Annotated in this window: 23 protein-coding genes, 4 pseudogenes and 1 riboswitch; of the genes and pseudogenes, 6 read left to right on the top strand and 21 right to left on the bottom strand. The window is 72.5% G+C overall.

Translation table 11 applies throughout. The features are described 5' to 3' along the window. Nucleotides 1-17: 17 nt before the first annotated feature. A pseudogene (locus tag FU792_RS18360) lies at nucleotides 18-683 on the bottom strand (inorganic phosphate transporter); the annotation flags it as partial. Nucleotides 684-1,062: 379 nt separating this feature from the next. Here FU792_RS18360 and FU792_RS03540 point away from each other — a divergent pair. Together FU792_RS03540 and FU792_RS03535 are read left to right on the top strand one after the other, a co-directional pair. Then, nucleotides 1,063-1,314 carry a ribbon-helix-helix protein, CopG family gene (locus FU792_RS03540; RefSeq protein ID WP_022924332.1) on the top strand — a complete coding sequence of 84 codons (252 nt, stop codon included), beginning with the start codon at nucleotides 1,063-1,065 and terminating at the stop codon, nucleotides 1,312-1,314. After that, complete coding sequence (locus tag FU792_RS03535; protein ID WP_022924333.1) at nucleotides 1,311-1,688, top strand: type II toxin-antitoxin system VapC family toxin; 378 nt, start codon at nucleotides 1,311-1,313, stop codon at nucleotides 1,686-1,688. The genes FU792_RS03540 and FU792_RS03535 overlap by 4 nt, the downstream gene beginning before the upstream one ends. Here the strand turns inward: FU792_RS03535 and murI are convergent. Genes murI through FU792_RS03510 form a run of 5 tightly spaced genes read right to left on the bottom strand, consistent with a single transcriptional unit; the run spans nucleotide 1,682 to nucleotide 4,377 of the window. Beyond that, nucleotides 1,682-2,509 carry a glutamate racemase gene (gene murI, locus FU792_RS03530; protein ID WP_022924334.1) on the bottom strand — a complete coding sequence of 276 codons (828 nt, stop codon included), beginning with the start codon at nucleotides 2,507-2,509 and terminating at the stop codon, nucleotides 1,682-1,684. The genes FU792_RS03535 and murI overlap by 7 nt on opposite strands. 13 nt (nucleotides 2,510-2,522) lie before the next feature. Next, nucleotides 2,523-2,951 carry a TA system VapC family ribonuclease toxin gene (locus FU792_RS03525; RefSeq protein ID WP_022924335.1) on the bottom strand — a complete coding sequence of 143 codons (429 nt, stop codon included), beginning with the start codon at nucleotides 2,949-2,951 and terminating at the stop codon, nucleotides 2,523-2,525. Continuing rightward, nucleotides 2,948-3,199 carry an antitoxin gene (locus FU792_RS03520; RefSeq protein ID WP_022924336.1) on the bottom strand — a complete coding sequence of 84 codons (252 nt, stop codon included), beginning with the start codon at nucleotides 3,197-3,199 and terminating at the stop codon, nucleotides 2,948-2,950. Before FU792_RS03520 ends, FU792_RS03525 begins: the two co-directional genes overlap by 4 nt. A 31-nt stretch (nucleotides 3,200-3,230) precedes the next feature. Continuing rightward, nucleotides 3,231-4,010 carry a fumarylacetoacetate hydrolase family protein gene (locus FU792_RS03515; protein ID WP_022924337.1) on the bottom strand — a complete coding sequence of 260 codons (780 nt, stop codon included), beginning with the start codon at nucleotides 4,008-4,010 and terminating at the stop codon, nucleotides 3,231-3,233. A 31-nt stretch (nucleotides 4,011-4,041) separates the two neighbouring features. Further along, nucleotides 4,042-4,377 carry a DMT family transporter gene (locus tag FU792_RS03510; protein WP_022924338.1) on the bottom strand — a complete coding sequence of 112 codons (336 nt, stop codon included), beginning with the start codon at nucleotides 4,375-4,377 and terminating at the stop codon, nucleotides 4,042-4,044. 21 nt (nucleotides 4,378-4,398) lie between these two features. Next, nucleotides 4,399-4,465: riboswitch (guanidine-III (ykkC-III) riboswitch) on the bottom strand. An 81-nt stretch (nucleotides 4,466-4,546) separates the two neighbouring features. Between FU792_RS03510 and FU792_RS03505 the strand changes: the two genes are divergently transcribed. Beyond that, nucleotides 4,547-5,428: a hypothetical protein gene (locus tag FU792_RS03505; RefSeq protein WP_022924339.1), complete on the top strand. Its 882-nt coding sequence runs from the start codon at nucleotides 4,547-4,549 to the stop codon at nucleotides 5,426-5,428. 48 nt (nucleotides 5,429-5,476) lie between these two features. Here the strand turns inward: FU792_RS03505 and FU792_RS03500 are convergent, their stop codons facing one another. Beyond that, a complete protein-coding gene (locus tag FU792_RS03500; protein WP_022924340.1) occupies nucleotides 5,477-6,577 on the bottom strand; it encodes a branched-chain amino acid aminotransferase in 1,101 nt (366 codons plus the stop codon). Nucleotides 6,578-6,867: 290 nt separating this feature from the next. On the opposite strand from FU792_RS03500, the gene FU792_RS03495 reads away from it, so the two are divergent. Then, the gene (locus FU792_RS03495; protein WP_022924341.1) at nucleotides 6,868-7,734 is read left to right on the top strand and encodes a ketol-acid reductoisomerase; all 867 of its coding nucleotides are present in this window, start codon (nucleotides 6,868-6,870) and stop codon (nucleotides 7,732-7,734) included. A gap of 13 nt (nucleotides 7,735-7,747) precedes the next feature. Here FU792_RS03495 and FU792_RS03490 read toward each other — a convergent pair. The 11 genes and pseudogenes from FU792_RS03490 to gatC form a co-directional block, all read right to left on the bottom strand. Beyond that, nucleotides 7,748-8,547 (bottom strand): annotated as a pseudogene (locus tag FU792_RS03490) (ABC transporter permease). A gap of 38 nt (nucleotides 8,548-8,585) precedes the next feature. Further along, complete coding sequence (locus tag FU792_RS03485) at nucleotides 8,586-9,443, bottom strand: ABC transporter permease (RefSeq protein WP_028130897.1); 858 nt, start codon at nucleotides 9,441-9,443, stop codon at nucleotides 8,586-8,588. After that, nucleotides 9,436-10,359 carry an ABC transporter ATP-binding protein gene (locus tag FU792_RS03480; protein WP_028130898.1) on the bottom strand — a complete coding sequence of 308 codons (924 nt, stop codon included), beginning with the start codon at nucleotides 10,357-10,359 and terminating at the stop codon, nucleotides 9,436-9,438. The genes FU792_RS03485 and FU792_RS03480 overlap by 8 nt, the downstream gene beginning before the upstream one ends. 56 nt (nucleotides 10,360-10,415) lie before the next feature. After that, nucleotides 10,416-10,940 carry a SixA phosphatase family protein gene (locus FU792_RS03475; protein WP_022924343.1) on the bottom strand — a complete coding sequence of 175 codons (525 nt, stop codon included), beginning with the start codon at nucleotides 10,938-10,940 and terminating at the stop codon, nucleotides 10,416-10,418. A 138-nt stretch (nucleotides 10,941-11,078) separates the two neighbouring features. After that, entirely contained in the window at nucleotides 11,079-12,812 is a 1,734-nt protein-coding gene (locus FU792_RS18355; protein WP_338101151.1) for a cell wall-binding repeat-containing protein, read from the bottom strand. A gap of 77 nt (nucleotides 12,813-12,889) precedes the next feature. Next, nucleotides 12,890-13,912: pseudogene (locus FU792_RS17675) on the bottom strand (S8 family serine peptidase); the annotation flags it as partial. A gap of 234 nt (nucleotides 13,913-14,146) precedes the next feature. Then, nucleotides 14,147-14,452, bottom strand: a complete 306-nt coding sequence (locus FU792_RS18350) for an NAD(P)-dependent oxidoreductase (RefSeq protein ID WP_275100766.1) — start codon at nucleotides 14,450-14,452, stop codon at nucleotides 14,147-14,149. Further along, nucleotides 14,406-14,915 (bottom strand): annotated as a pseudogene (locus FU792_RS03460) (NAD(P)-dependent oxidoreductase); the annotation flags it as partial. The pseudogene FU792_RS03460 and the gene FU792_RS18350, both read right to left, overlap by 47 nt. Before the next feature lie 185 nt (nucleotides 14,916-15,100). After that, nucleotides 15,101-16,663: an Asp-tRNA(Asn)/Glu-tRNA(Gln) amidotransferase subunit GatB gene (gene gatB / locus FU792_RS03455; RefSeq protein ID WP_022924346.1), complete on the bottom strand. Its 1,563-nt coding sequence runs from the start codon at nucleotides 16,661-16,663 to the stop codon at nucleotides 15,101-15,103. After that, entirely contained in the window at nucleotides 16,660-18,210 is a 1,551-nt protein-coding gene (gene gatA / locus FU792_RS03450) for an Asp-tRNA(Asn)/Glu-tRNA(Gln) amidotransferase subunit GatA (protein ID WP_022924347.1), read from the bottom strand. Before gatA ends, gatB begins: the two co-directional genes overlap by 4 nt. Before the next feature lies 1 nt (nucleotide 18,211). Further along, nucleotides 18,212-18,508, bottom strand: a complete 297-nt coding sequence (gene gatC, locus FU792_RS03445) for an Asp-tRNA(Asn)/Glu-tRNA(Gln) amidotransferase subunit GatC (RefSeq protein WP_022924348.1) — start codon at nucleotides 18,506-18,508, stop codon at nucleotides 18,212-18,214. Between the two features lie 310 nt (nucleotides 18,509-18,818). Between gatC and FU792_RS03440 the strand changes: the two genes are divergently transcribed. Beyond that, nucleotides 18,819-19,622: a hypothetical protein gene (locus FU792_RS03440; protein WP_022924349.1), complete on the top strand. Its 804-nt coding sequence runs from the start codon at nucleotides 18,819-18,821 to the stop codon at nucleotides 19,620-19,622. On the opposite strand, the gene FU792_RS03435 is transcribed toward FU792_RS03440, so the two are convergent. Together FU792_RS03435 and FU792_RS18745 are read right to left on the bottom strand one after the other, a co-directional pair. Next, nucleotides 19,533-20,159: an NADPH-dependent FMN reductase gene (locus FU792_RS03435; RefSeq protein WP_238706040.1), complete on the bottom strand. Its 627-nt coding sequence runs from the start codon at nucleotides 20,157-20,159 to the stop codon at nucleotides 19,533-19,535. The two genes, FU792_RS03440 and FU792_RS03435, sit on opposite strands and share 90 nt — an antisense overlap. A 319-nt stretch (nucleotides 20,160-20,478) precedes the next feature. Next, nucleotides 20,479-20,916 carry a glutaredoxin domain-containing protein gene (locus tag FU792_RS18745; protein WP_022924352.1) on the bottom strand — a complete coding sequence of 146 codons (438 nt, stop codon included), beginning with the start codon at nucleotides 20,914-20,916 and terminating at the stop codon, nucleotides 20,479-20,481. A gap of 80 nt (nucleotides 20,917-20,996) precedes the next feature. Between FU792_RS18745 and FU792_RS03425 the strand changes: the two genes are divergently transcribed. Continuing rightward, complete coding sequence (locus tag FU792_RS03425) at nucleotides 20,997-22,415, top strand: MFS transporter (protein WP_237739995.1); 1,419 nt, start codon at nucleotides 20,997-20,999, stop codon at nucleotides 22,413-22,415. 164 nt (nucleotides 22,416-22,579) lie between these two features. Here the strand turns inward: FU792_RS03425 and ligA are convergent, their stop codons facing one another. After that, complete coding sequence (gene ligA, locus FU792_RS03420) at nucleotides 22,580-24,787, bottom strand: NAD-dependent DNA ligase LigA (protein ID WP_033418683.1); 2,208 nt, start codon at nucleotides 24,785-24,787, stop codon at nucleotides 22,580-22,582. Nucleotides 24,788-24,842: the final 55 nt, after the last annotated feature.

Genomic DNA, 24,842 nt, shown 5'->3' with positions numbered 1-24,842 from the left:
GCGACGTCGTTGGCGCCGTGCGCGAAGCTCAGCAGCGCCGCGGCGCAGATCAACGGGATCGTGAAGAGGCTGTTGACCCCCTCGGTGTCCTGCGTGAGCCCGGGCGCGGCGCGGATGACCATCGGGCGGACGACGGCATACGTGATGACCGCGATCACCAGCCCTCCGAACAGCGCGACCGGGAAGGAGATGCTGACCAGGTTGGACAGGCCCTTGAGCGCCAGGTAGGTGGCGAACGCCCAGGCCATGACTGCGATGAGCAGCGGCACCACCCGGGTCGCGGCGTCGACCGGTTCGTCGCGGAAGAGGACGGTGCGCTTGAGGAGGTAGAGCGTGCCCGCCGCGATGAGACCCCCCACGAGCGGCGAGATCACCCAGCTCATGGCGATCGAGCCCATGACGTCCCAGTTGACGATCGCCCAGCCGGAGGAGGCCACGCCGCCGCCGAGCACCCCGCCGACGATGGCGTGGGTGGTCGAGACCGGGGCCCCCATGAAGGTCGCGATGTTGAGCCAGAGCGCCGCCCCCAGCAGCGAGCCCAGCATCACCCAGACAAAGATCTGCGGGTCGGCGATGCTGTCCGGATCGATGATGCCGTTCTTCACGGTGTCGACGACGTCGCCGCCGGCGATGATGGCCCCCGCCGCCTCGAAGACCGCGGCGATGCCGATGGCGGTGGCCATGGTCATCGCCATCGAGCCGACGGCCGGGCCGACGTTGTTGGCGACGTCGTTGGCGCCGATGTTGAGGGCCATGTAGCCGCCGATGACGGCCGCCGCGATGAGCAGGTATGCCTGCTCCACGTGACCGAAGGCCGCGCCGGTGAAGACGATGACGCCGACGATGAAGAGCACGGCGACGCCGATCCGCCCCACCTCGCCGCGGGTGCTCCTGGTGGCCTTCTCCACGGGCCGGAAGTCCACCTGGGTCACCGGTCACCTGCTCTCGCCTGTCGTGCGGTCGAACGTCCGGTGAACACTAACCCACCGTGGCGCGCGGCGGTGGGGTCACGGCGAGCCACCGGGCAGAGACCACCGGCCCAGAATGATGTAGTCTTACATCATGCAACGGACGCAGATCTCCCTCACGGCAGAGGATCGGCGCCTGCTCGACGCCGCAGCCGCCCGCACCGGGCTGTCGCTGTCCCGCCTGATCCGCGATGCGGTGAACCAGACCTACGGCGCGGGCCGCGACGCCGACGACGACATCGCGGCCATCGCCTCGGCCAGCGGTGCATGGGTCGGCCGCGACGTCGACGGCGCCGGCTACGTCGAGACGCTGCGCTCCGGGTCTCGGCTGCGCGAGCAGGCATGACCGCGCTCGTCGACACCTCCGTGCTCATCGACACGCTGCGCGGTGACGCTGCCGCCACCTCGCTGCTGCTGTCCTGCCGCCGGGCCGGACCGGTTCATGCCAGCGAGATCACGCGAGCCGAGGTGCTCTGCGGGATGCGCTCTCGCGAGCGGCGGGCCACCGAGAGCCTTCTCTCCACCCTCACCTGGCACCCCCTCGACGCCGGCCTCGCAGAGCTGGCTGGGGATCTCGGGCGTCGCTGGCTGCCCAGCCACCGCGGCATCGACACCGCCGATCTCGTCATCGCCGCCACAGCGGTGCACCTCGAGGTCCCGCTGCTGACGCGCAACGTCAAGCACTTCCCCATGTTCCCCGACCTCGCGGCGCCCTACTGAGCGGCGAGCCGCTCGTCGGCCCGTCCCACGAAGGCGCGGTGCACCTGCTCCACCTCCGGCCCGAGGAACCGGCGCGCGAGGTAGTGGAAGCCGTCCGGGTCGCCGGTCGTGAGCCACTGGTGCACCGGCTCGTTGTCCTGCGCGGCGAGCAGCCCGGAGTCGGTGAGCACCCGGAAGAGGTCGGCCGCGGTCGCCGCCGCGGACGAGACGAGCTGGACCTGCTCGCCGAGGACGTACTGCAGCGCCTGCGTGAGCAACGGGTAGTGCGTGCACCCCAGGATGAGGGTGTCGACGTCGCGCTCCTGCAGCGGCGCGAGGTAGTCGCGCGCCACCTCGATCACCTCCGGACCGCTCGTCACCCCCGCCTCGACCAGCTCGACGAAGCGCGGGCAGGCCTGGCTCGCGACGTGCACCGAGGGCGGGGCCGCGACGAAGGAGTCGAGGTAGGCCCGTGACTGGTGCGTCGCAGCCGTCGAGATCACCCCGATCTGCCCGTTGCGGGTCACCGCCATCGCCCGGCGCACGGCGGGGCGGATCACCTCGACGACGGGGACGGCATACCGCTCCCGGGCGTCGGCGAGCACCGCGGCGGACGCGCTGTTGCACGCGATGACCAGCGCCTTCACCCCGTGCTCGACCAGCCGGTCCAGGCACTCGAGGGAGAACTCGCGGACCTGCGCGATGGGGCGCGGCCCGTAGGGGGTGCGCGCGGTGTCGCCGAGGTAGAGCACCGACTCGTGCGGCAGCTGGTCCAGCACCTCGCGGGCGACCGTGAGCCCGCCGAAGCCGGAGTCGAAGACCCCGATGGGCGCCTCGGTCACGATCGACGCCCGATCATCGGACCGGGTCCACGACGTCCAGGTCGGCGAAGCGGCCGAAATCGGTGTCGTGCGTCGCGACCGCAGCACCCTCGATGAAGGCGTGGGCGGCGATCTGGGCGTCCATGGTCAGCGCCGCGGCCGTGCCGACACCCGTCAGGACCTCGAGCGTGCGGCCGAGGTGTTCTCTCCCGCTGTCCAGCATCTGGACGCCTGGCTGAGCGAGCCACGACTCGACGACGGCCTGCGCCTGCTGGACGCTGAACGGTCGGGTGAGCACTCGACGGCTGGTCGCGATGCGGATGAAGCCGAACACCACGACGGGCGCCAGGCCCACTGGCCGGCCCGCCGACAAGGTCTCCTCCCACCACGTACGGGCTCGGTCGTGCTCCGGGAAGGCATCGACGTGCGCATAGAGGAGGACATTGACATCGGGGACGATCATCGGTGGCGCTTGTCCACGATCGTCTCGTCCTCCAGCTCGTCGGCGAGCTGGTTGAGTCGTGCTGGGTCGACGCCGACCACCAGCTCGCTGTGGTGCACGTCGACGCGGTAGGGGCGGGGAGCCTGCGCTGGTCGAAGGGCCTGCCGCAGGGCGTCGTTGACGACGCTCTTCATGGAGGTCCGCCGGTCATGGACGGCCTGCTCGAGCAGCCGGACCACGTCCGCGTCCAGGGTCAGCGTGGTCCTCATGGAGACATCATGATGCATCGTGCGTGTGGCATCAAGATGCGTCGCCAGCCACGAAGGGGTTGGCGAGCGTCCCGATGCCCTCGATCTCCACCTCGCACCGCTGCCCGGCGGTGATCGGACCGACCCCCGCGGGCGTGCCGGTGAGGATGACGTCGCCCGGCAGCAGCGTGAAGGCGGCCGAGGCGTGCGCGATGACCTCGCCGATGCCGAAGTGCATGTCGGCGGTCGTGCCGTCCTGGCGCACCTCCTCGTCGACCGTGCAGGAGATCCGCAGGTCGGAGGTGTCGAGGTCGGTCTCGAGCCACGGCCCGAGCGGGGTGAAGGTGTCCATCCCCTTGGCGCGGGCCCACTGCCCGTCGCCGCGCTGCAGGTCGCGCGCGGTGACATCGTTGGCGCAGGTGTAGCCGAAGACCACCGACTTGGCGTCCTCGGCGGTGACGTCCTTGCACATCCGCCCGATGACGACGGCGAGCTCGGCCTCGTAGGAGATCTCGGTCGCGAAAGGGGGGATGACGACCGGGTCGCCGGGGCCGCACACCGAGGTGTTGGGGATGAAGAACATCATCGGCTCGGCGGGCAGCTCGTTGCCCATCTCGCGCGCGTGGTCGGCGTAGTTGCGGCCCACGGCGACCACCTTGCTGCGCGGGATGACCGGCGCGAGCAGCCGCACGTCGGCGACCTCGGCGGTCTCGCCGGTCAGCTCGATCCTGGTGTAGAGCGGGTCGCCGGAGATCTCGGCGATCCGCTCCCCGGCCCCGTCGACGAGGCCGAAGCGGGGGTCGTCACCGTCGGTGAAGCGGCAGATACGCATGCCGTCAGGGTATGCCGTCGGCGTCGCCTCGTCAGTGGTGGCCCGAGCCGGTGAGCTGCAGCCCGACGATGCCGCCGACGATGGCGACCAGACAGATCACCCGGGCCACCGAGACCGGCTCGCCGAGGGCGAGGATCCCCCAGAGCGCGGTGCCGACGACACCGATCCCCACCCAGACGGCATACCCCGTGCCGAGCGGGATGGTCCGCAGCGACCAGCCGAGCCCGATCATGCTCACGGCGAGCGCGACGCCGAAGAGCACGCTGGGCCACAGCTTGGTGAAGCCGTCCGAGGCGGTGAGGGCCGCGGCCCAGACGCTCTCGAGGACACCGGACAGGATGAGGACGATCCAGGAGATGGCCACCATGATGACGCCCTCCCCGGGCGCGCCACGTCGTCGTCGGAGCCGGGTACGACGTGCCTCGTCCGGGGAACCGCCCACCGCGGGCGTCCTGCTCCAGGCTCCCACACGGGCGACGGCAGGAGCCAGCTCCGGGCGCCCTCGCGACACCGGGCCGGCGCTAGGCTGGTCCGCCGTGCCGACCCCCACCACCGACCTCCAGCTCCTCGAGGCAGGGGTATGGCGGGCGCGCGCCACGGCGCACGCGGAAGCCGTGGACGCCCTGACCGCCGGCCGCCTCGCCCGCCAGGTGGAGGGGCGGACCCACCCCGTCGACGACTTCCTCTGGGAGTACTACGCCTTCCGCCCGGCGCAGCTCGCGCGCTGGCACCCCGGGCCGGGCGTCGGGCTCGCCGACGCCCACGAGCGCGCGGCGTGGAGCGGCTATCTCGTCGACGGGAGCGGAACGGCATACCTCGACGTGGCCGGCTTCGTGCGCCGACGGGGCCGGACCGTCGGCTTCGTCCGCGACCTGCTGACCGCGACGCTGTCCCGGCCGGGTCGCTTCGGCTGCTTCGGGCTGCACGAGTGGGCGATGGTCTACCGCGCCGACGAGACGCGGCACGACTGGCCGCTGCGGCTGGGGCGCGAGGGCACCGACGCGGTGGTCGAGGGCCACCAGGTCGCGTGCTCGCACTTCGACGCCTACCGCTTCTTCACCCCGGACGCCGCCCCGCGCAACGCGCTGCGCCCGACCCGGGAGAGCCAGGTCGAGCACGAGCAGCCGGGCTGTCTGCACGCGGGGATGGACGTCTACAAGTGGTGCTTCAAGCTCGCCCCCGCGGTGCCCAGCGACCTCACCCTCGACGCCTTCCTGCTCGCCCGGGACATCCGCGAGCTCGACATGCGGGCCGCGCCCTACGACCTGCGCGCGCTGGGCTACGCGCCGGTGCGGATCGAGACGAACGAGGGCAAGCGCGAGTATGCCGAGGCGCAGCGCGCCTTCGCCCGCCGGTCGAACGCGCTGCGCCAGCGGCTGCTGGACGTGCTCGACGGGCTCGGACCGGAGCTGGGCTGAGGTGCGCCGAGGCGACGGTCCGGTGACCCGAGGTCCACTCCCTCGCGCTCAGACGAGCTGGTAGAGCCAGCCGTGCCGGTCCTCGGCGCGGCCGTACTGGATGTCGAGCAGCTCGGCGCGCAGGTCCTCGGTGAGCTTGTGCTCCTCCGGCATGTCGAGCTCGCCGCCGCTCCACGCGAGCCGCCCGACCGGCGTGATGACGGCCGCCGTGCCGCAGGCGAAGACCTCGGTGATCTCCCCCGAGGCGACCCCGTCGCGCCACTCGTCGAGGGTGAAGCGGCGCTCCTCCACCTGATGGCCGCGCTCGCGGAGCAGGTCGAGCAGCGAGGAGCGGGTCACCCCCGGGAGGATCGTGCCGGTGAGCTCGGGGGTGACGACCCGGCCGTCGGCATACAGGAAGAAGAGGTTCATCCCACCGAGCTCCTCGACGTAGCGGTGCTCGACCGCGTCGAGGAAGACTACTTGGTCGCAGCCGTGCTCGATGCCCTCGGCCTGGCTCGCGAGGGACGCGGCGTAGTTGCCGCCGCACTTGGCCGCGCCGGTGCCCCCCGCCGCGGCGCGGACGTACTGGTCGCTGACCCACAGGCTGACCGGCTTGAGCCCGCCGGAGAAGTAGGCGCCGGCCGGGGAGGCGATGACGCTGAAGAGGTAGCGGTTGCTGGGTCGCACCCCCAGCGCCTCCTCGGTGGCGATCATGAAGGGCCGCAGGTAGAGCGACATCTCACCCGCGTCGGCGCCCGGGACCCAGGCCTCGTCGAGGCTGACCAGCTCCTTGATCGCGTCGAGGAAGAGCGTCGGCGGCAGCTCGGGCATGGCCAGGCGCCGTGCCGAGTTGTTGAAGCGCTCGGCGTTGCGCTCGGGCCGGAAGGTCCAGACCGTGCCGTCCTCGTGCCGGTAGGCCTTCATCCCCTCGAAGATCTCCTGCGCGTAGTGGAAGACCGCGGCCGAGGGGTCCAGCGGGATCGGCCCGTAGGGCACCACCCGGGCGTCGTGCCAGCCCTGCTCCCGGTCCCACTCGACCATCACCATGTGCTCGGAGAACAGGCTGCCGAAGCCGGGGTTGCGCAGCAGCTCGGCGATCTCCTGGGGCGAGCGACGGTCGCTCACCTCGGTGACCGCGAAGGACGGGGACGACGCTGTCTGGGTCATGGGCGTCAGGGTATCCACCTGACGAGGCGTCACCGCCAGCGGCAAGGTTGACGCAGCGTCACGCTGGACCGCTGACCTCCGGGTATGCCTGATCCCACGCCGCCCGCACGAAGGTGCTTCGTCGTGCGCCGAAGCATGTGTCGCACGCGTGCTTCTGGGCACGCCTGCGACCCCAGGAGACGCACGACGCCGCGCACAAGCATCGTCGGCTCCGCCACGCATACCCCCTCGGGGCCCCGGGCACACGGCCGGACCCCGCACGCCCGGCACGCACTCGTAGGCTAGGCGCCGTGACGACCCTCGACCCGGACAGCGCCGACCTGACCCTGCTCCAGGACCGCCAGGTGGCTGTGCTGGGCTTCGACGCCGTCGCCGCGGCGCACGCGCTCAACCTGCGCGACAGCGGGGTCGACGTCTGGGTCGGCACCGACCCGGAGAGCCGGCTGGCGGCCCGCGCCGAGATCGAGGGCCTGCCCATCGTCCCACCGCAGGAGGCGGTGCAGCGGTGCGACATCGTGCTGGTGCCCGGCGGCGCGCGCGGTGAGCAGGACATCGACACCGTGCAACGGCTCGTGCAGGAGCACACCGAGCCCGGCGACCTGGTCGTCGTCACCGGCGCGGACGCCGTGCACACCGGCCGGCTGACCGTCCCCGCGGGCGTGGACCTCGCCATGCTCCGCACCATCGGCGACGGCGACCGGGTGCGCGAGGAGTACCTCGACGGTCGCGGCTGCCCCGCCCTGGTGGCGGTCGAGCACGACCGCAGCGGCGCTGCGTGGGCCACGCTGACCGCCTACGCCGCGGCCATGGGTGCGCTGCGCTCGGGCGCCGTCGTCACCACGGTCGAGCACGAGGCCCTGGCCATGGAGGCTGCCCGCGAGCGCGTCCAGACGCCGTTGCAGGAGGCCCTGCAGTCCGCCTATGACGAGCTGGCGGCACGCGGCGTCGAGCCGGAGGTGGCCTACGTCGCGCTGGTCCACGAGCTCAAGACCCACGTCGACCAGATCTACTCCGCCGGCTTCGCCAGCCACCACGGTCCCTCGGGGCAAGCAGCCGGCGAATCGGCGGCGACCTCCCGCCGGGAGGCGGCCGCCGGGGCCCACCCGCTCGAGCGCGCCGGTCGCGCGGTGCGGCAGATGACCAGCTGGCTGCGCTGAGCCACCACCTCGGTCAGCGCAGGAAGAGCGTCCGCAGCCGCAGCGTCGTCAGCACCAGCCCGACCACCGTCATCCCCACGAAGTAGCCGGCGTGCACCACGGTGGAGGTGTCGAGATAGCCCACCGAGAGTGCCCGCATGAGCTCCACCCCGTGCCACAGCGGCATCGCCATGATGAGCCACTGGATCCACTCCGGGTAGATCGCGATGGGGTAGAGCGTCGCGGAGAAGAGGAACATCGGCAGCAGCGCGAAGTTGACGAGGTCCATCTGCTGGAACGTCGTCAGATAGCTCGTGACCGCCATGCCGAAGGCGGCGAAGCCGAGGGCGATGACCAGCGCCGCCGGCACCATGAGCAGCGCCCACCACGACGTCACCAGGCCGAGCACGGCGATGACCCCGAGGAAGCCCAGGGCGTAGAGCAGACCGCGGAAGAGCGCCATGAGGATCTCCCCGAGCGCCACGTCCAACGGCCCCAGCGGGTCTGCAGCATCGCCTGGTAGAGCTTGGACAGCCGCAGCTTGAAGAAGACGTTCCAGGTGGAGTCGTAGACCGCCCCGTTCATCGCCGAGGTCGCGAGCAGCGCCGGGGCGATATAGGCGGCATACTCGACCGGCTCCCCTCCCGGCCCGATGACCTCGCCGACCAGCGCACCCATCCCCAGCCCCATCGCGAGCAGGTAGAGCACCGGCTCGAAGAAGCCGGAGACGAGGATGACGCCGTTCTGGTTGCGGATCACCCTGGCGTTGCGCTCCACGACCGAACGCACGTTGCCCGAGGACAGCGACGCGAGCACCGGTATGCCCGTCCGCACCCTCGCCGCGACCTCGCGAGGACCGCCGCTCGCCGTGCTCACGAGCGCAACCTGCGGGTGTAGGTCCGCACGCCCCACCACAGGCCGAGCGCGGAGCAGGTGAGCAGGAACAGCAGGTGGACCGCGGCCTGCAGCGGCGGCAGGTCGACACCGTAGGACGCCCAGCGGGCCAGCTCGGTGCCGTGCCACACGGGGGAGATCCAGCCGATCCAGTGCAGGTAGCCCGGCATCGCCGAGAGCGGGAAGAAGGTGCCGGAGAAGAGGAACATCGGCATGACGACGAAACGCTGGATCAGCGAGAACTGGAAGCCGTCGTCCAGGGTCGCGGCATACGCCTGGAGCGGCGCGCCGAAGGCCGCCGCCGCGAGCATGCCGACCGGCACCACCAGGACCGACTGCACCCACCCCGCCGGCGCGGCGCCGAAGGCGAGCATCACCAGCCAGAAGATGAGGCCCTGCGCCAGGAAGCGCAGCATCACCGCGGTGAAGTGGCCCAGCGCCACCTGGCTCGGCTCCAGCGGCGAGGCGACGGGGCCGTAGTAGAGCCGGTTCCACGTGAAGCCGCTCATGACGGGAAACGTCATCTCCGCCGAGACCGACATGACGACGGTCGAGACCAGCAGCGCGGGGGCGACGAAGACGAGGTAGTCCACGCCCGCCATCGACCCGACGCCGCGGTCGACGAGCGCCCCCAGGCCCACCCCGAGGGCGATCATGTAGAGCAGCGGCTGGGCCACGGCATACAGGGCGATGGGCAGCGCGAAGGCGCGCATGCCCCGCAGCACGGTCTCGGCGTAGAACCAGATGCCGCAGCGTCGCGCCCGCGCCGCCATCTCGGTGTGGGCGGGGGCACCCCCGACGCCGGTCGTGACCAGGGCGTTGTCGACCTCACTCAACGAGCGACCTCCCGGTGAGCCGGAGGAAGACGTCCTCCAGCGAGGACCGACGCACCAGCGAGGTCGTGGGGTGCAGACCCCGGCCCGTGACCTCCTCCAGCGCCGCCTCGCCGTCCGGGGCGTAGACGAGGATGCGGTCGGGCAGCACCTCGTGGCGCTCCCCCACCCCGTCCAGCTGCTGCACCACGGCGGCGTTGCGGGCCGACCCGAAGCGCAGCTCGAGCACCTCCCGCGTCGAGTGCTCGCGGATGAGCTGAGCCGGCGAGCCGTGCGCCACGATGCGCCCGTGGTCGACCACGACCAGCCGGTCGCACAGCTGCTCCGCCTCGTCCATGAAGTGCGTGGTCACGACCAGCGTGGTGCCGGACTCCTTGAGCCGGAAGAGACGGTCCCACAGCACGTGCCGGGCCTGCGGGTCCAGACCGGTGGTCGGCTCGTCCAGGAGCAGGATGCGCGGCTCGTTGACGAGGCCGCGGGCGATGGTCAGCCGTCGCTTCATGCCGCCAGAGAGGTTGACCACCTTCTCCTGGGCCTTGGCCTCCAGCTGGGCGAAGGCCAGCAGTTCGTCGGCCTTCGCCGCGAGGAAGGACCGGGACAGCCCGAAGTAGCGGCCGTACATCACGATGTTCTCCCGGACCCGCAGTTCCTCGTCGAGGTTGTCCTGCTGCGGGACCACCCCCAGATGGGCCCGGACCGCCGGGCCCCGGACGCCGGGATCCAGGCCCAGCACGTCCAAGGACCCGCTCGTGCGGTCCAGGGTGCCCCCGATCATCCTCATGGTCGTGGACTTGCCGGCGCCGTTGGGACCGAGCAGCCCGAAGCTCTCCCCCGCCTCGACCTCCAGGTCGATCCCGTCGACGGCGTGGACGTCGCCGTAGGTCTTGCGCAGCCCCCGGGCCGTGATCACTGTTGGCACGACGCCCCACCTTATGTCGCCGGACTCGCGACGTCAGCCGGTTTTGTGCCTGCGTGTCACCCGTCCGACTCCTCACCCCGTCCGGTATGCCTGCCCACCAGGCGCGCGCAGCCGAGGTCCACCTCGGACCACGGGACCTCCAGCTCGAGCACCGCGGCGGTGGCGGTCGGCATACCGCTCGACATCGCCTCGCGCAGCGCCGGCCCGGTCCGCTCCGGGTCGGCGAGCTCCCACGCCGTCGTCGACATGACCGGCTCGTGGCCGACGACCCACAGCACCTCGACGTGGTCGGGCACCTCCCGCACCGCCTCCATCACCCCGTCGAGGCCGCCGTCGTAGACCCGCCGCGTCGGCCAGGTCTCCACGCCGTCGTCGCCGAGCATCGACTCCAGCGTCTGTCGTGCCCGCGCCCCGGTGGACACGACCGCGAGGTCCGGGAGGAGACCCGAGTCGCGCAGCACCTCCCCCAGCGCCGCCGCGTCCCGGCGGCCGCGGGCCACCAGCGTCCGGGCGTGGTCGCCTCCTGGGCCGGACGGGGTGGCCTCCGCCTTGGCGTGTCGGACCAGCACCAGCGTGCGCATGTCTCTCCTTCCTGGCCCGCTCCGCGGGCTCGACCATCGTCCCGCATGCCCACGCGGGGACGCCGCAGGGCCGGGGCGGATACCCGCCCCGGCCCTGCCGGTCATGCGTGCCGGGAGACCCGGCCGGTCAGGTCAGCCTCAGCCGACCCAGCCCGGGTACTCCTCGTTGAGCCGGTCCTCGACGTCCTGCGACACCGCGTTGGTGCCACCGAGGATGACGACCCGCTCCGGGCTCAGCCGCTCCAGCTCGGCCAGCGTGGCCGACGGGAGCTGGTCGGGCTTGGTGAGCAGCACCGGCACGTCCTGGGTGCCCGCGAGCGCGGAGCCGGCCAGGGCGTCGGGGAAGTCACGGCCCGAGGCGATGTGGACGATCTCCACGTCGGGCTCGTGCTCCTGCGAGATCGCGACAGCGGTCTCGTAGCGGTTGGCGCCCGCGATGCGGTCGTCCGCCTGCACCGCGGTGTAGACGACGTCGCTCACCGCACCCTCACCACCGAGGACGATGAGGTTGTCGGGGTTCAGGGTCGCCAGCGCCTCGGCCGTGGCGGCCGGCACCATGTCCGGACGGGTCAGCAGGACCGGAGCGGTCTCGCTGCCCGCACGGGCCGCACCGGTCAGGGCGTCCGCGTAGGCGGCATCCGCACCGGAGGCGAGGTAGACCGTGTCGACGTCCTCACCGAACATGATGGCGAGGTTGGCGGAGGTCTCGTAGCGGTCCGTGCCCTCGACGCGGGAGACCTCGCCGTAGGCGGCGAGCTCGGCCTCGACGTCGCCGTCGACCGCACCCTCACCACCGAGGATGACGATGTTGGTCGGGTCCAGCGTCTCCAGGGACGCGGCCGTCGCGTTCGGCAGCCGGTCGTTCTTGGTCAGCAGGACCGGGGCCGGGTCGCCCTCGGGGGTGGTCATCATCTGCGGGACCAGACCCTGCGAGGCGGCCGGCGAGCCCGACATGGCGTCGGCGAAGCCGGTGCCCGAGGCGACGTAGACCGTCTCGATGGCCGGGTAGAGCGCCGCGATCTCGGCCGCGGTGTCGTAGCGGTCCTCACCGAACACGCGCTCGACCATGGGGTCGGGCTCCGGGTCCGGGTCGTCGTCCGCGACCTCGCCGCGGGCCAGGACCGGGATCTCCACGACGGTCTCGCCGGAGGTCCAGCTGAGGTCGCCCTCCTGCCACACGTCGGTGTCCGCGCCGGTGTTGGCGACGGTGATCGTCAGCTCGGCGGAGCCACCGGCCGGGACGGTCACCGAGGCCGGCTCGACGGTGACGGACAGGGTGTCCGGACCGGCGAAGGAGGCCTCGAAGGTCGCGTCCGCGCCACCGGGGTTGGTGACGGTGCGGGTCAGCGTGGTCGGCTCGGTGCCCAGCGCGGGGACCGAGACGTAGGCCGCGTTGAGCTCGTAGCCCATGGTCGGGTCCGCCAGGAAGGCGTCCCAGTCGGCCTCGGTCGAGTCGAAGACCAGGCCGGGGGCCAGGAAGCTGCGCGGCTCGACGAAACCGGTGCCGCCGACGATCGCCTGGTTGCTCTCGGCGTTGGCGTAGTCGATCGTCGAGGTCTGCATGGCCGACTTGATCGCCATCGGCGACCACTCCGGGTACTCACCGTGGATCAGCGCGGCGAGGCCGGCGATGTGCGGCGAGGACATGGAGGTACCGGTCAGGTAGCCCCAGTTCGGGCCGCCGTCGCTGGCGGCCGCGGCCAGGACGTTGATGCCGGGGGCACCGATGTCCGGCTTGAGGATGGTCTGCTCGTCCGGGGCGACGTCCACCGGGCCGCGGCCGGAGAAGGATCCGATGGACGGGACGGGGCCGTCCTCGGCGCGGTGGGTGGAGGCACCGACCGTGGTCTGCCACGGCCCGAGGTGCGCCACCGGCACGCCGTCCTCGGCGGAGTTGCCCGCGGAGGCGGCCGAGAAGACCCGGCGGCCGCGGCGTTCTTGAAGGCCAGGTCGACCGGGTCCTCGAAGGTGGTCGGGTCGCCGCTGACCGAGAAGTTCAGCACGTCGACACCGTCGGCGAGCGCGGCGTCGACCGCCGCGATCGAGTCGTCCGGGTGGCACCCGAAGTCGTAGCAGACCTTGTAGGCCGCCACGTGCGCCCCCGGCACCATGCCGGCGATGTTGTAGGTGTTGCCACCGGTGTCCTCGAGCTCGACCTGGGAGCCGGCCGCGGTGCCCGCCACGTGCGAGCCGTGGCTGTCGACGTCGAGCGGGCTGACGCTCTCCTCGGGGGCGGGCTCGTAGCCGGCGGCCCGGGCGCCCTCGACGAAGTAGCGGGCGCCGACCAGCTTGTTGGTGCAGGCGGACGCGGGGAAGTCGCCCGCGTCCTCGCCCTCGCCGGTCTCGCACTCACCCGACCACGAGGCGGGCGGGGCGGGCATACCGGCCGCGTCGAAGGACGGGTTGTCGTAGGCGATGCCCGAGTCGATGATGCCGACGACGGTCCCCGCGCCGGCCTCCATCGGTCCGCCGAGCTGCTGCCAGACGCCGCCGTCGCCACGCAGGCCGAGCAGGTCGGGCGAGAGGTCGGTGTCGGGCTGCGCCGGCGCACCGTCGGGCTCGTTGATGATGCCCTCCTGCAGCTGCCGCATCGTGGACCGGGTCACGGAGGCCACGTCGGGACGCTGGGAGAGCGCGGCCGCCTCGGCCGCCGTCAGGTTCACGGCGAATCCGTTGAGGGCCACGGTGTAGCGGTAGGTCGGCTCGGCCGCCACACCCTGCAGGACGGCGTCCTGCAGGGCGAGGAGCCGGTCGGCGTAGGCGACGGCCTGCGCTGAGGTGGTGTCCACCTTGGCCATGGCCGACCCGGCGGTGCCCGGGTTGGTCGCCAGCGGAAGATCCTTGAGGACGACGATGTAGGCGCCGTCCTGGAAGTCACCGGTCGCGCTGACCGGTCCGGCCGGTGCCGGCCCGTCGATCGCGGAGGCGGCTGCTGGCGCCAGTCCGGCCACGAGGCTGATCCCAGCCACCATGGCCAGGGCGCGGCGTGCCCCCGACGTTGTCCGTTGCGTCACTGCAATAACCCCTGTTTCAGTGTCACGCCAGATCGCGGCGAGGCGACCGGCAGGTGGAGCCGAGGCCTCCCATGGGCACCGGCTCCATGCACCCTATACCGAGGTCGGTAGGTTGGCGCAAGGGTCAAGGGACGCTGTGGCCAGATGTTCACCTGGAGATGTATTTGTGCAGGTCAGGCGGTGGGTGAATGCTCAACTACCGACGGTGTGGCGCAGCTGTCTCGTGTCCCGGTATACCTCGAGCTGGGACCGGAGGTAACTTCCCATGCGCGGCAGCGAGGCCGGTGAGGCTCCCCCGACGTGCGGCACGACCAGCACCCCCGGGGTGGAGAACAACGGGTGCCCGTCGGGCAGCGGCTCGGGGTCGGTGACGTCCAGGGCGGCCCGGAGTCCGGCCGGACGCGCACTCCGCGAGGAGGGCGTCGGTGTCGACGACCGGGCCCCGGGCGATGTTGACCACGAGAGCGTGGTCCGGCAGCGCCGCCAGCTCCTTCGCACCGAGCAGTCCGTGCGTGGCGTCCGTGAGCGGCAGGGTCAGGACCACGACGTCCGCGGCGGGCAGCAGGTCCGGCAGGTGCTCGATGCCGTGCACCCGGTCGACGAGGTCGTCACCGTCCCGGTCGGTGCTCGCGACCGCCACGACCTCGCACTCGCACGCCCGCAGCCGACGGGCGAGCGCGGTCCCGATGCCGCCGTAGCCGACGACGAGCACCGTGGAGTCCGCCAGCGAGCGCCACGGTCCGGGTGCCGAGCGGTCCCACACGCCCTGCGCCTGGCGCAGCACGTGGTGCGGCAGGTGCCGCTGCGCGGCGAGGACGAGCGCGAGCCCGAGCTCGCTGGTCGCCGTGTCGTGCACGCCCACGGCATTCGCCAGCTGGACCCCGCCGGGCAGGTAGGGCAGCGCGTGCTCGTAGCCGGCCGAGGCCAGGACGACGGCCCGCAGACCCGGCACCTCGTCCATCCGCCGCAGCCACGGCCCGGCGATCATCGACAGCGCGAGGACGTCGACGTCCCGTCCGCCACCCGGCAGCGCCCCGACGTCGTGGTGGTCGTAGGGCAGGACCTCGACGCCGGCCACCTCCCCGAGGTAGGGCGCCAGCTCCTCGGGGACGGCCGCGACGGGCGGGCGGGAGGGCATACCAGCGCTCAGCCCTCGAGGCCGAGGGTGGCGAGGATGAGCTCGCGGGCCTTCGCCGCGTCGGCCTGGCCGCGCATCTTCTTCATCACCTGGCCGATGAGGGCGCCGACCGCCTGGGTCTTGCCGCCGCGGATCTTCTCCACGACGTCGCCGTTCTCGGCGATGACCTCGTCGACAGCGGTCTGCAGCGCGCCGTCGTCCTGGACCAGCTCCAGGCCGCGGGCGTCGGCGACCTGGGTCGGCGTGCCCTCGCCGGCCAGGACGCCGTCCAGCGTCTGCCGCGCCATCGAGTCGTTGAGCCGGCCACCGGTGACCAGGCCGTCGAGCTCGGCGACGTGGGCGGGGGTGACCCCCAGGTCGAGCAGGTCGACAGCGCCTCCCTCCGCACCCGCGGTCTTGGCCCGGCGGGCCAGCTCGCCCATCCACCACTTGCGGGCGGCGGCGGGCGTCGCGCCGGCGGCGACGGTCTCCTCGATGACCTCGACCGCGCCGGCGTTGACGACGTCGCGCATCTCGAGATCGGCATACCCCCACTCCCCCTGCAGCCGCCGGCGCCGCTCGGTGGGGTTCTCTGGGAGGGTGGCGCGCAGCCGCTCGACGTCCTCGCGGGTCGGGGCGACCGGCACCAGGTCGGGCTCGGGGAAGTAGCGGTAGTCGTCGGCGTCCGACTTGGGGCGACCGGAGGTGGTGATCCCGGTGTCCTCGTGCCAGTGCCGGGTCTCCTGCAGGATCGTCTCGCCGGCGTCGAGCACCGCGGCGTGCCGGGTCATCTCGTAGCGCACCGCCCGCTCCACCGAGCGCAGGCTGTTGACGTTCTTGGTCTCGGTGCGGGTGCCGAAGCGCTCGCCACCGGTCGGCATGAGCGAGACGTTGGCGTCGCAGCGCAGCGAGCCCTGCTCCATCTTGACGTCGGAGACGTCCAGCGCGCGCAGCAGGTCGCGCAGCGCGCCGACGTAGGCGCGCGCGACCTCCGGCGCCCGCTCGCCGGCGCCGGTGAGCGGCTTGGTGACGATCTCGATGAGGGGTATGCCCGCGCGGTTGTAGTCGACGAGGCTGTGGCTCGCGCCCTGTATACGAGCGCTCCGGCCGTCCGCTTGAAGGTGGGTGGACTTGCCGGTGTCCTCCTCCATGTGGGCCCGCTCGATCTCGACGCGGTAGGTGAAGGGCTCCTCGTCGACCCCGTCACGCGGGGGCACCTCGACGTCCAGATGGCCCTCGAAGGCGATCGGCTCGTCGTACTGGCTGGTCTGGAAGTTCTTCGGCATGTCCGGGTAGAAGTAGTTCTTCCGGGCGAAGCGGCACCACTGCGCGATCTCGCAGTTGAGCGCCAGGCCGATCCGGATCGCCGACTCCACCGCGGTGCCGTTGACCACCGGCAGCGCGCCGGGCAGGCCCAGGCACACCGGGCAGGTCTGGGTGTTGGGCTCGGCCCCGAACTCGGTCGCGCACCCGCAGAACATCTTGGTCGCGGTGCCCAGCTCGACGTGCACCTCGAGCCCGATCACCGGCTCGTAGCGGGTCATCAGGTCCTCGAACGGGACGACGGCCTCGCGGGTCGCGGTCGTGCTCATGCTTCCACCTCGATCTCGGGAGCCTGCTCGATGACGTAGCCGCCGTGCACCTCGCGCAGCCTGGCCTCCAGGGCCGCGCCGACGGCATACAGGCGCTGATCCTGCATCGCGGGGGCGAGGATCTGCAGCCCGGCGGGCAGACCGTCCTCGTCGGCGGTGCCGGACGGGATCGACATGCCCGGCACCCCGGCGAGGTTGGCGGGGATCGTCGCGATGTCGTTGAGATACATCGCCATCGGGTCCTGCGTCTTGTCACCGATCGGGAAGGCCGTGGTCGGTGCAGTCGGGCTGACCAGCACGTCGACCTGCTCGAAGGCGGCCGCGAAGTCGCGGGCGATGAGGGTGCGGACCTTCTGCGCCTGGCCGTAGTAGGCGTCGTAGTAGCCGCTGGACAGCGCATACGTGCCCAGGATGATGCGCCGCTTCACCTCGTCGCCGAAGCCCGCGTCGCGGGAGGCACCCATGACCTGCTCGGCGCTCGGGCTGCCCTCGGGCACCTCGCGCAGGCCGTAGCGCATCGCGTCGTAGCGGGCCAGGTTGCTGCTCGCCTCGGAGGGGAGGATGAGGTAGTAGGCGGCCATGGCATACCCGAAGTGCGGGCAGGAGACCTCGGTGATCTCGGCGCCGAGCGCGCGCAGCTGCTCCAGCGCCTCGTCGAAGCGGGCTTGTACGCCGGCCTGGAAGCCCTCGCCGCTGATCTCGCGCACCACGCCGACCCGCAGGCCGGTCAGGTCACCCGTGGCGCTCGCGCCGACGACGTCGGGGACCGGCGCGTCGACCGAGGTGGAGTCCATCGGGTCGTGCCCGGCGATGACCTCGTGCAGGAGCGCGGCGTCGGCGACGGTGCGGGCGCACGGGCCGATCTGGTCCAGGCTCGAGGCGAGCGCGATGACGCCGTAGCGGCTGACCGCGCCGTAGGTCGGCTTGGTGCCGACCGTGCCGGTGACCGCGGCGGGCTGGCGGATCGAGCCGCCGGTGTCGGAGCCGATCGCCAGCGGCGCGAGGTATGCCGCGACCGCCGCGCTGCTGCCGCCGCCGGACCCGCCGGGGATGCGGGAGAGGTCCCACGGGTTGCGGGTCGGGCCGAAGGCGGAGTGCTCGGTGGAGGAGCCCATGGCGAACTCGTCCATGTTGGTCTTGCCGAGGATGGGCATCCGGGCCTCGCGCAGCCGGGTCACGATGGTGGCGTCGTAGGGCGGCACGAAGCCCTCCAGCATGCGGCTGCCCGCGGTGGTGGCCAGGCCCTGGGTGCACGCGATGTCCTTGACCGCGACCGGGACGCCGGCGAGGCGGGGCAGCTCCTCCCCCGCGGCGCGGGCCGCGTCGACCTCGGCTGCCGTGGCGAGCGCGCCCTCGGCGTCGACGAGCAGGAAGGCGTGGAGCGTCGGGTCGAGCCGCGCGATGCGGTCGAGGTGGGCCCGGGTCAGCTCGACCGAGGTGATGGTCCCGGCGGCGAGCCGGTCGGTCATCTCGACCGCGGTGAGCCGGGTGAGGTCGGCCTCGGCCGACCCCCCGCCCGACGCGGCGTGGGTGGTGGTGTCGCTCATCTCACTCCTCGTCCAGGATGCGCGGCACCGCGAAGCGGTCGTCCTGCGCCTGCGGGGCGTTGGCCAGGGCCTGCTCGCGGGTCAGGCTCGGGCGCACCTCGTCCGGGCGCGTCACGTTGGTCAGCGGCAGCGGGTGGGACATCGGGGGCACGTCGGCCGAGGTCACCTCGCCGACCTGGCCCACCCAGTCGACGATCTGGTCGAGCTGGCCGGCGAAGCGGTCGAGCTCGGCGTCCTCGAGCTGGATCCGGGCCAGCATGGCGACGTGCGCGACGTCCTCGCGCGAGAGGTTGGACATGGCCGCCAGTCTAGGTCGCACGCGGTGCCGCCCTGGTGCCCGGCACCCGGGCGGGCGACCGGGCATACCTCTGGGCCCGACCTGAGCAGAGTTGAGCACCGGGACGGGACCACACCACGGTGACCGGCGACCCGACCTGGGCAAGGCTGTGCACTGCGACGGGACCTGGGCAAGGTTGGGCACCGGAGGCAGCGCTCTCGACGTGGTTTCCGGTGCAGAGCCTTGCCCAGGTCCGTCCGGGGGCGAGGTGGGCGCTCCCTGGGTCGAGAAGCCCGTCGCCGACAGCACGGGAGACCGGTAGCGTCGCGGGGTGAGCACCGACCTGACCCGCACCCCGGACGCGGAGGACTTCCGTGCGCTGGCGCGCAGCGCGCCGTGGCGCTTCACGACGCTGCACTGGACCCATCGCGCCCACGACGGTGGCACCGTGGCGCGGGACGAGCCGGCGCAGGCCTGGCTGGACCGGGAGGAGCCGCGGCTCACGGTGCAGCATGGTCGGGAGGTCTTCACCGACACCGAGGTGCCGTACGGCACGGCTGTGGGCTTCGCCTGGGAGCCCGGGGAGGAACGCCCCTCTGGGCCCCCTCCGCCCTACGTCCCGCCCGGCCGGGACGAGGGCGTGACCTTCCGCGAAGACGGGCTGGTCTCGGCGAGGCCCCGGGGCTGGCACCAGGACCACTCCGACCCGATGTGGGGCGACTACCGCTGGACCGCCATGCTCGACCCAGTCGAGCTGGCCGACGGCCTGCTGCCGGGTGAGCAGCCGGACGGCGGCGTGCCGGGCGTCGGGGTGACCGAGGTCGCCGAGGTCGAGCTGCGGGGGCGACGCGCCTGGCAGGCGGTGTGCCGCCCGCTCGTGGACGCCTACGACCCCCGCTGCGGGTGCTGCCCGCTGCTGGACAGCGTGGCCAGCCGACTGCCCGAGTACGGCCCGGACGACCCCACCCTGGCGACGTCGCGGGAGAGCCTGCCGACGGCATACCTCGTCAGCCTGGACGTGCGGACCGGGATCGTCGTCGACGTCTCACCGCAGGACGGTGACGGCGTGGGGAGCAGCTTCGGCAACGAGATCCACGCCGTGGACGGGCCGCTCAGGCCGCCAGCGGCTCGCTGACCAGGCGGCGCATCGTCGCCGCCACCGCCTCCGCGACCTCGCGGTCGGTGAGGTCCGCGCCGTCGAAGGCCGCGAGCGAGGAGCCCAACCCACCGTCGTCTCCAGCGGCCGGGCCCCGGCGACGGTGAGTACGCGGACGGCGTCCTCGCGCGCCCACTGCGCCGCCCGCGGCGAGGCGGCGGCTCCGAGCACGGCGACGGGCATCCCCGCCAGCGCGGCCTCGGCACGCGGGCGGGAGGCCCAGTCGATGGCGTTCTTGAGCACGCCCGGCAGGCTGCCGTTGAACTCAGGGGTGACGACCAGCACCGCATCGGCGGCGGCCACCTCCGCGCGGAACGTCGTCACGGCCTCGGGCACGTCGTCGCCGTCGAGGTCCTGGTCGTAGTGCGGCAGCAGCGCGGGCAGCACGCTGACGTGGGCCGCAATGCCTGCCGGGAGCTGGGCGATCGCCGCCTCGGCCAGCCGCCGGTTGGACGAGTCGGCGCGCAGGCTGCCGAGGAGGACGAGCAGGGTCGTGGGGGTGGTCTGGTCGCTCACCAGGGCGTCAACCACCACCCGGCACGGGACATTCCGGACGGGGCGTCGACCACCCGCCGGTCGTGCTCTATGCCGACGGTCGCCCGGTGGAGCGCGCGCTGCGGCGGCACCGTCTCGTCGAGGCCGACCTGCACGAGGCCGCGCGGTGCCGGGCACGGGTCGCTCGAGCCGGTGCACACCATCCTGCTGCTCCGGGAGGGCAGCCTCGGCGTCATCACGCACGACAGCATCGGCGACGCCTCCAGCGTCCGGCCCGTTCACGGAGCAGGGGCGCGGCTGAGAGCTCCTCCCGCTCGTCGTGAGCGCCGGCGGTGGGGCGTCAGGCGGCCTGCAGCCGCTCCTTGACCAGTCGCGGGTCCGGGTTGGTGTGGGGTATGCCGTCGATCACCACGGTGGGCACCGTCTCGTTGCCGTCGTTGACGCTGCGGACGAAGGCGGCGGCGTCCTCGTCGTCCCAGATGTTGACCCAGGTGGCGCGCTCCCGCAGGCTCCCCAGCCGTGCCTTGAGCATGGCGCAGAAGCCGCATCCCGGACGCCAGTAGACGACCACGTCGCTGCGCGGGTCCTCCTCGGCCATCGCGGCCACCTCCTCCTGGGTCGTGCCCCCGCGGCCGCGCCAGGGCGAGGTCCACCAGGCGATCCCGAGAGCCAGGACACCGTAGCCCACCGCCGCCAGACGCGAGCCGTCGCGGTAGAGGTCCACCGCCACCAGGGCCAGCAGCACGACGAGAGCGATCCACAGCGGTCGAGAGCGCATACCCCCATGATGGCTCCCGCGCCCTGGCGGCGGATCGCCCGCGGGACGGATCCCGTCACCGGGAGCCCTACGCTGAGCCGGTGACGGATCAGCCGCAGGGTGGATATCTGGACCGGCGCTCGCCGCGCGGCCGGGCGATGCTCGCCGCCGTGACCCTTGGGTCGGGGGTGGCGATCCTCGACGGGTCGATCGTCAACGTCGCGCTGCGCACCATCGGTGAGTCGCTGTCCGCCTCGCTGCCGCAGCTGCAGTGGGTGGTGGGCGGCTACCTGCTCTCGCTCGCCTCCCTCGTGCTCGTCGCCGGTGCGCTCGGTGATCGCATCGGCCGCCGCCGGGTCTACCTCATCGGCATGGCGTGGTTCATGGTCGCCTCCGCGCTGTGCGCGCTGGCGCAGGACCCCGGCCAGCTTATCGCCGCCCGGCTGGTGCAGGGCATCGGGGCGGCGCTGCTCACGCCGGGCGCGCTGGCGCTGATCCAGGCCAGCTATGCCCCCGGCGACCGGGCGCCCGCCATCGGCACCTGGGCCGGCGTCTCCGGGATCGCCGCCGCGATCGGGCCGCTGCTGGGCGGCGCGATCGTCGACACGACGAGCTGGCGCTGGATCTTCGCGATCAACGTGCCGCTGTGCCTGGCCGTCATGGCGCTGGCGTGGTGGTCGGCACCGGAGAGCCGCGACGAGGAGTCGAGCGGCCGCTTCGACCTCGTCGGGTCGGCGCTGGTGGTCGTGACCCTCGGCGCCTCGACGTGGGCACTCACCACCGCCGCAGAGTCCCCCACGTGGGCGCTCGTGCTGGCCTGGGTGGTGACGGCTGTCGCCGCCGCGGCCTTCCTGCTGTGGAGCCGGCGGGCGTCGCACCCGCTGGTGCCGCTGCACCTCTTCGGCTCCCGGGTCTTCTCCGCGGCGAACGCGATGACGCTGCTGGTCTACGGCGCGCTCGGGGCGGTCATGCTCTTCGTCGTCATCCAGCTCCAGGTCACCTCCGGGTGGTCGGCCACCGCGTCCGGGCTGGCCGGGTTGCCGGTGACGGTGGCGCTGCTGCTGCTCTCGACGCGGGCGGCGGCGCTGGCCGACCGGATCGGGCCGCGGATCCCGATGACCGTCGGCCCGATCGTCTGCGGTGTGGGGACGGTGCTCATGGTCGGCATCGGGCGCGGCACCGGATGGGTCGGGGTGGTCCCCGGCATGGTCGTCTTCGCGCTCGGGCTCGCGCTGCTCGTCTCGCCCCTCACGGCGGCGGTGCTCGCCGCGGTCGCGGACCGGTATGCCGGGCTCGCCAGCGGCATCAACAACGCCGTCGCCCGCACCGGCTCGCTGCTGTCGGTGGCGGCCCTGCCGGCGCTCGTCGGGCTCTCGGGCGACGACTACGCCGATCCCGTCGCCTTCACCGAGGGCTACCGGTGGGCGATGCTGGCCTGCACGGCGCTGCTCGTGGGCGGCGGGGTCATCAGCTGGTTCGGGCTACGCACCGCCGAGCAGACGGAGCAGCAACCGGTCTGAGCCGTGCCACCGACCGGGGAATCCCTGCCCCGGCGAGACTTCCACGGTCACCCTCCGCGCCCGACCGGAGAATGCCTGCCCCGGCGAGACTTCCACGGTCACCTCCGAGGGCCGACCGGGAAAGGCCCGCCCCGGCGAGACTTCCAGGGTCACCCGCGACACGATCAGGCCTCGCCCGACGCCAGCAGCCGCGCGAAGCCCTCCTCGTCGAGCACCGGGACCCCCAGCTCCTCGGCCCTGGCGGCCTTGGACCCGGCGTTGGCGCCGACGACGACGTAGTCGGTCTTCTTGCTCACCGACCCGGCCGCCTTGCCGCCGCGGGCGATGATCGCCTCCTTGGACTCGTCCCGCGAGAAACCCTCGAGCGAGCCGGTCACGACCACCGTCTTCCCCTCCAGCGTGCGCTCGATCGAGGCGTCACGCTCGTCCGCCATGCGCACCCCGTCGGCGGCCCACTGCTCGACGACCTCCCGGTGCCAGTCGACGTCGAACCACGCGACCACCGACTCGGCGATGATCTGGCCCACCCCCTCGGTCGCGGCCAACTCCTCCACGGAGGCCGACCGGATGGCCTCCATCGACCCGAACTCGGTCGCCAGCGCCCGCGCCGCCGTCGGCCCGACATGCCGGATGGACAGCGCGACGAGCACCCGCCACAGCGGCTGGTCCTTCGCCCCGCGCAGGTGCGCCAGCAGCCGCTCGCCGTTGGCGGAGAGCACCCGGCCCTCGACCACGGTCTCCGGCGGGTCCGCCTTCTTGGCCGACCGGGTGAACAGCGGCACCGCCAGGAGGCGCTCGCGGTCCGCGCGCTCCTCCTCGGCGGTGGGCGGCTGCTCCGGGGTGCCGTGGGCCAGCCCGAACAGGCCCGCCTCGTTGCGGATGACCCCGGCGTCGAGCAGCGCGGTGACGCCCTCGTAGCCCAGCGCCTCGATGTCGAAGCCGCCCCGCCCGGCCAGGCTGAAGAGCCGCTCCCGCAGCTGTGCCGGGCACTCCTTGCTGTTGGGGCAGCGGATGTCCTTGTCCCCCTCCTTCTGCTCGGCCAGCTCGGTGCCGCAGGACGGGCAGTGCGTCGGCATGACGAACTCGGTCTCCTCCCCTGTGCGCAGGTCGGCGACCGGGCCGAGGATCTCGGGGATGACGTCGCCGGCCTTGCGCAGCACCACGGTGTCGCCGATGAGCACGCCCTTGCGCCGGACCTCGTGCTGGTTGTGCAGGGTGGCCCGCTCGACGGTCGACCCGGCGACGAGCACCGGCTCCATCAGCCCGTAGGGCGTGACCCGCCCCGTGCGGCCGACGTCGACCCTGATGTCGAGCAGCTTCGTCGTGACCTCCTCGGGCGGGTACTTGTAGGCGATGGCCCACCGCGGGGCCCGCGAGGTCGCCCCGAGCTGGCGCTGCACGGCCACCTCGTCGACCTTGACGACCACCCCGTCGAGCTCGTGCTCCACGTCGTGCCGGTGCTCGCCGTAGTAGCAGACGATGTCGTGCACCTCGGCCCGGGTGGAGACGACCCTCGCGCGGTCGCTGACCGGCATCCCCCAGGCGCCGAGCACGGCATACGCCTGCGACTGGCGGGTGATGTCGAAGCCGGTGCGCGCTCCGATCCCGTGCACGAGCATGCGCAGCGGGCGGCTGGCCGAGACGCGGGGGTCCTTCTGCCGCAGCGACCCGGCCGCCGAGTTGCGCGGGTTGGCGAAGGGCGCCTTGCCCGCCTCGACCAGGGAGGCGTTGAGCTCGGTGAAGCCCTCGAGCGGGAAGAAGACCTCGCCGCGGATCTCCACCAGGGCAGGGATCTCGCTGGGGACGTCCGGAGACGTCGCGGGCTGCTCGGTCGGCGGTGTCAGCCGGTGCGGGACGCCCTCGATGGTGCGCACGTTGAGGGTGACGTCCTCCCCCGTCCGGCCGTCGCCCCGGGTGAGGGCCTGCGTCAGGACGCCGTCCTCGTAGAGCAGGTTGACCGCGAGGCCGTCGATCTTGAGCTCGCACAGGTAGTGCACCTCGGCGCCCCCGGCCTCGCGCTCGACCCGGTCGAACCACTCGTCCAGCTCCTCCGGGGAGAAGGCGTTGTCGAGGCTGAGCATCCGCTCGCGGTGGTCGACGGCGGTGAACTCGGTGGAGAAGGTGCCGCCCACCTGCTGGGTCGGGCTCTCCGGGGTCCGCAGCGTGGGGTGTGCCTCCTCCAGCTCCTCCAGCTCGCGCAGCAGCCCGTCGAACTCGCCGTCGCTGACGGTGGGCGCGTCGCGGACGTAGTAGGCGAACTGGTGGCCCCGGATCTGCTCGGCGAGCTCGGTCGCGCGGCGCCGCGCGTCCTCGGGCGGCGGGGCCTCGTCGGCGGCGGCGGGGGTATGCGTCGAGGGGCTGGCGTCGGTCACGTGCTCATTGTGCTGCACGCCACCGACACCAGCCCCTCGTGCTGGCCGTTCAGAC

The sequence above is a fragment of the Serinicoccus marinus DSM 15273 genome (assembly GCF_008386315.1).
In the GTDB taxonomy this organism is placed as follows: Bacteria; Actinomycetota; Actinomycetes; order Actinomycetales; family Dermatophilaceae; genus Ornithinicoccus; species Ornithinicoccus marinus.
Note: the sequence above shows the minus strand (reverse complement) of the source record. Positions and strands in the feature narration are given on the sequence as shown.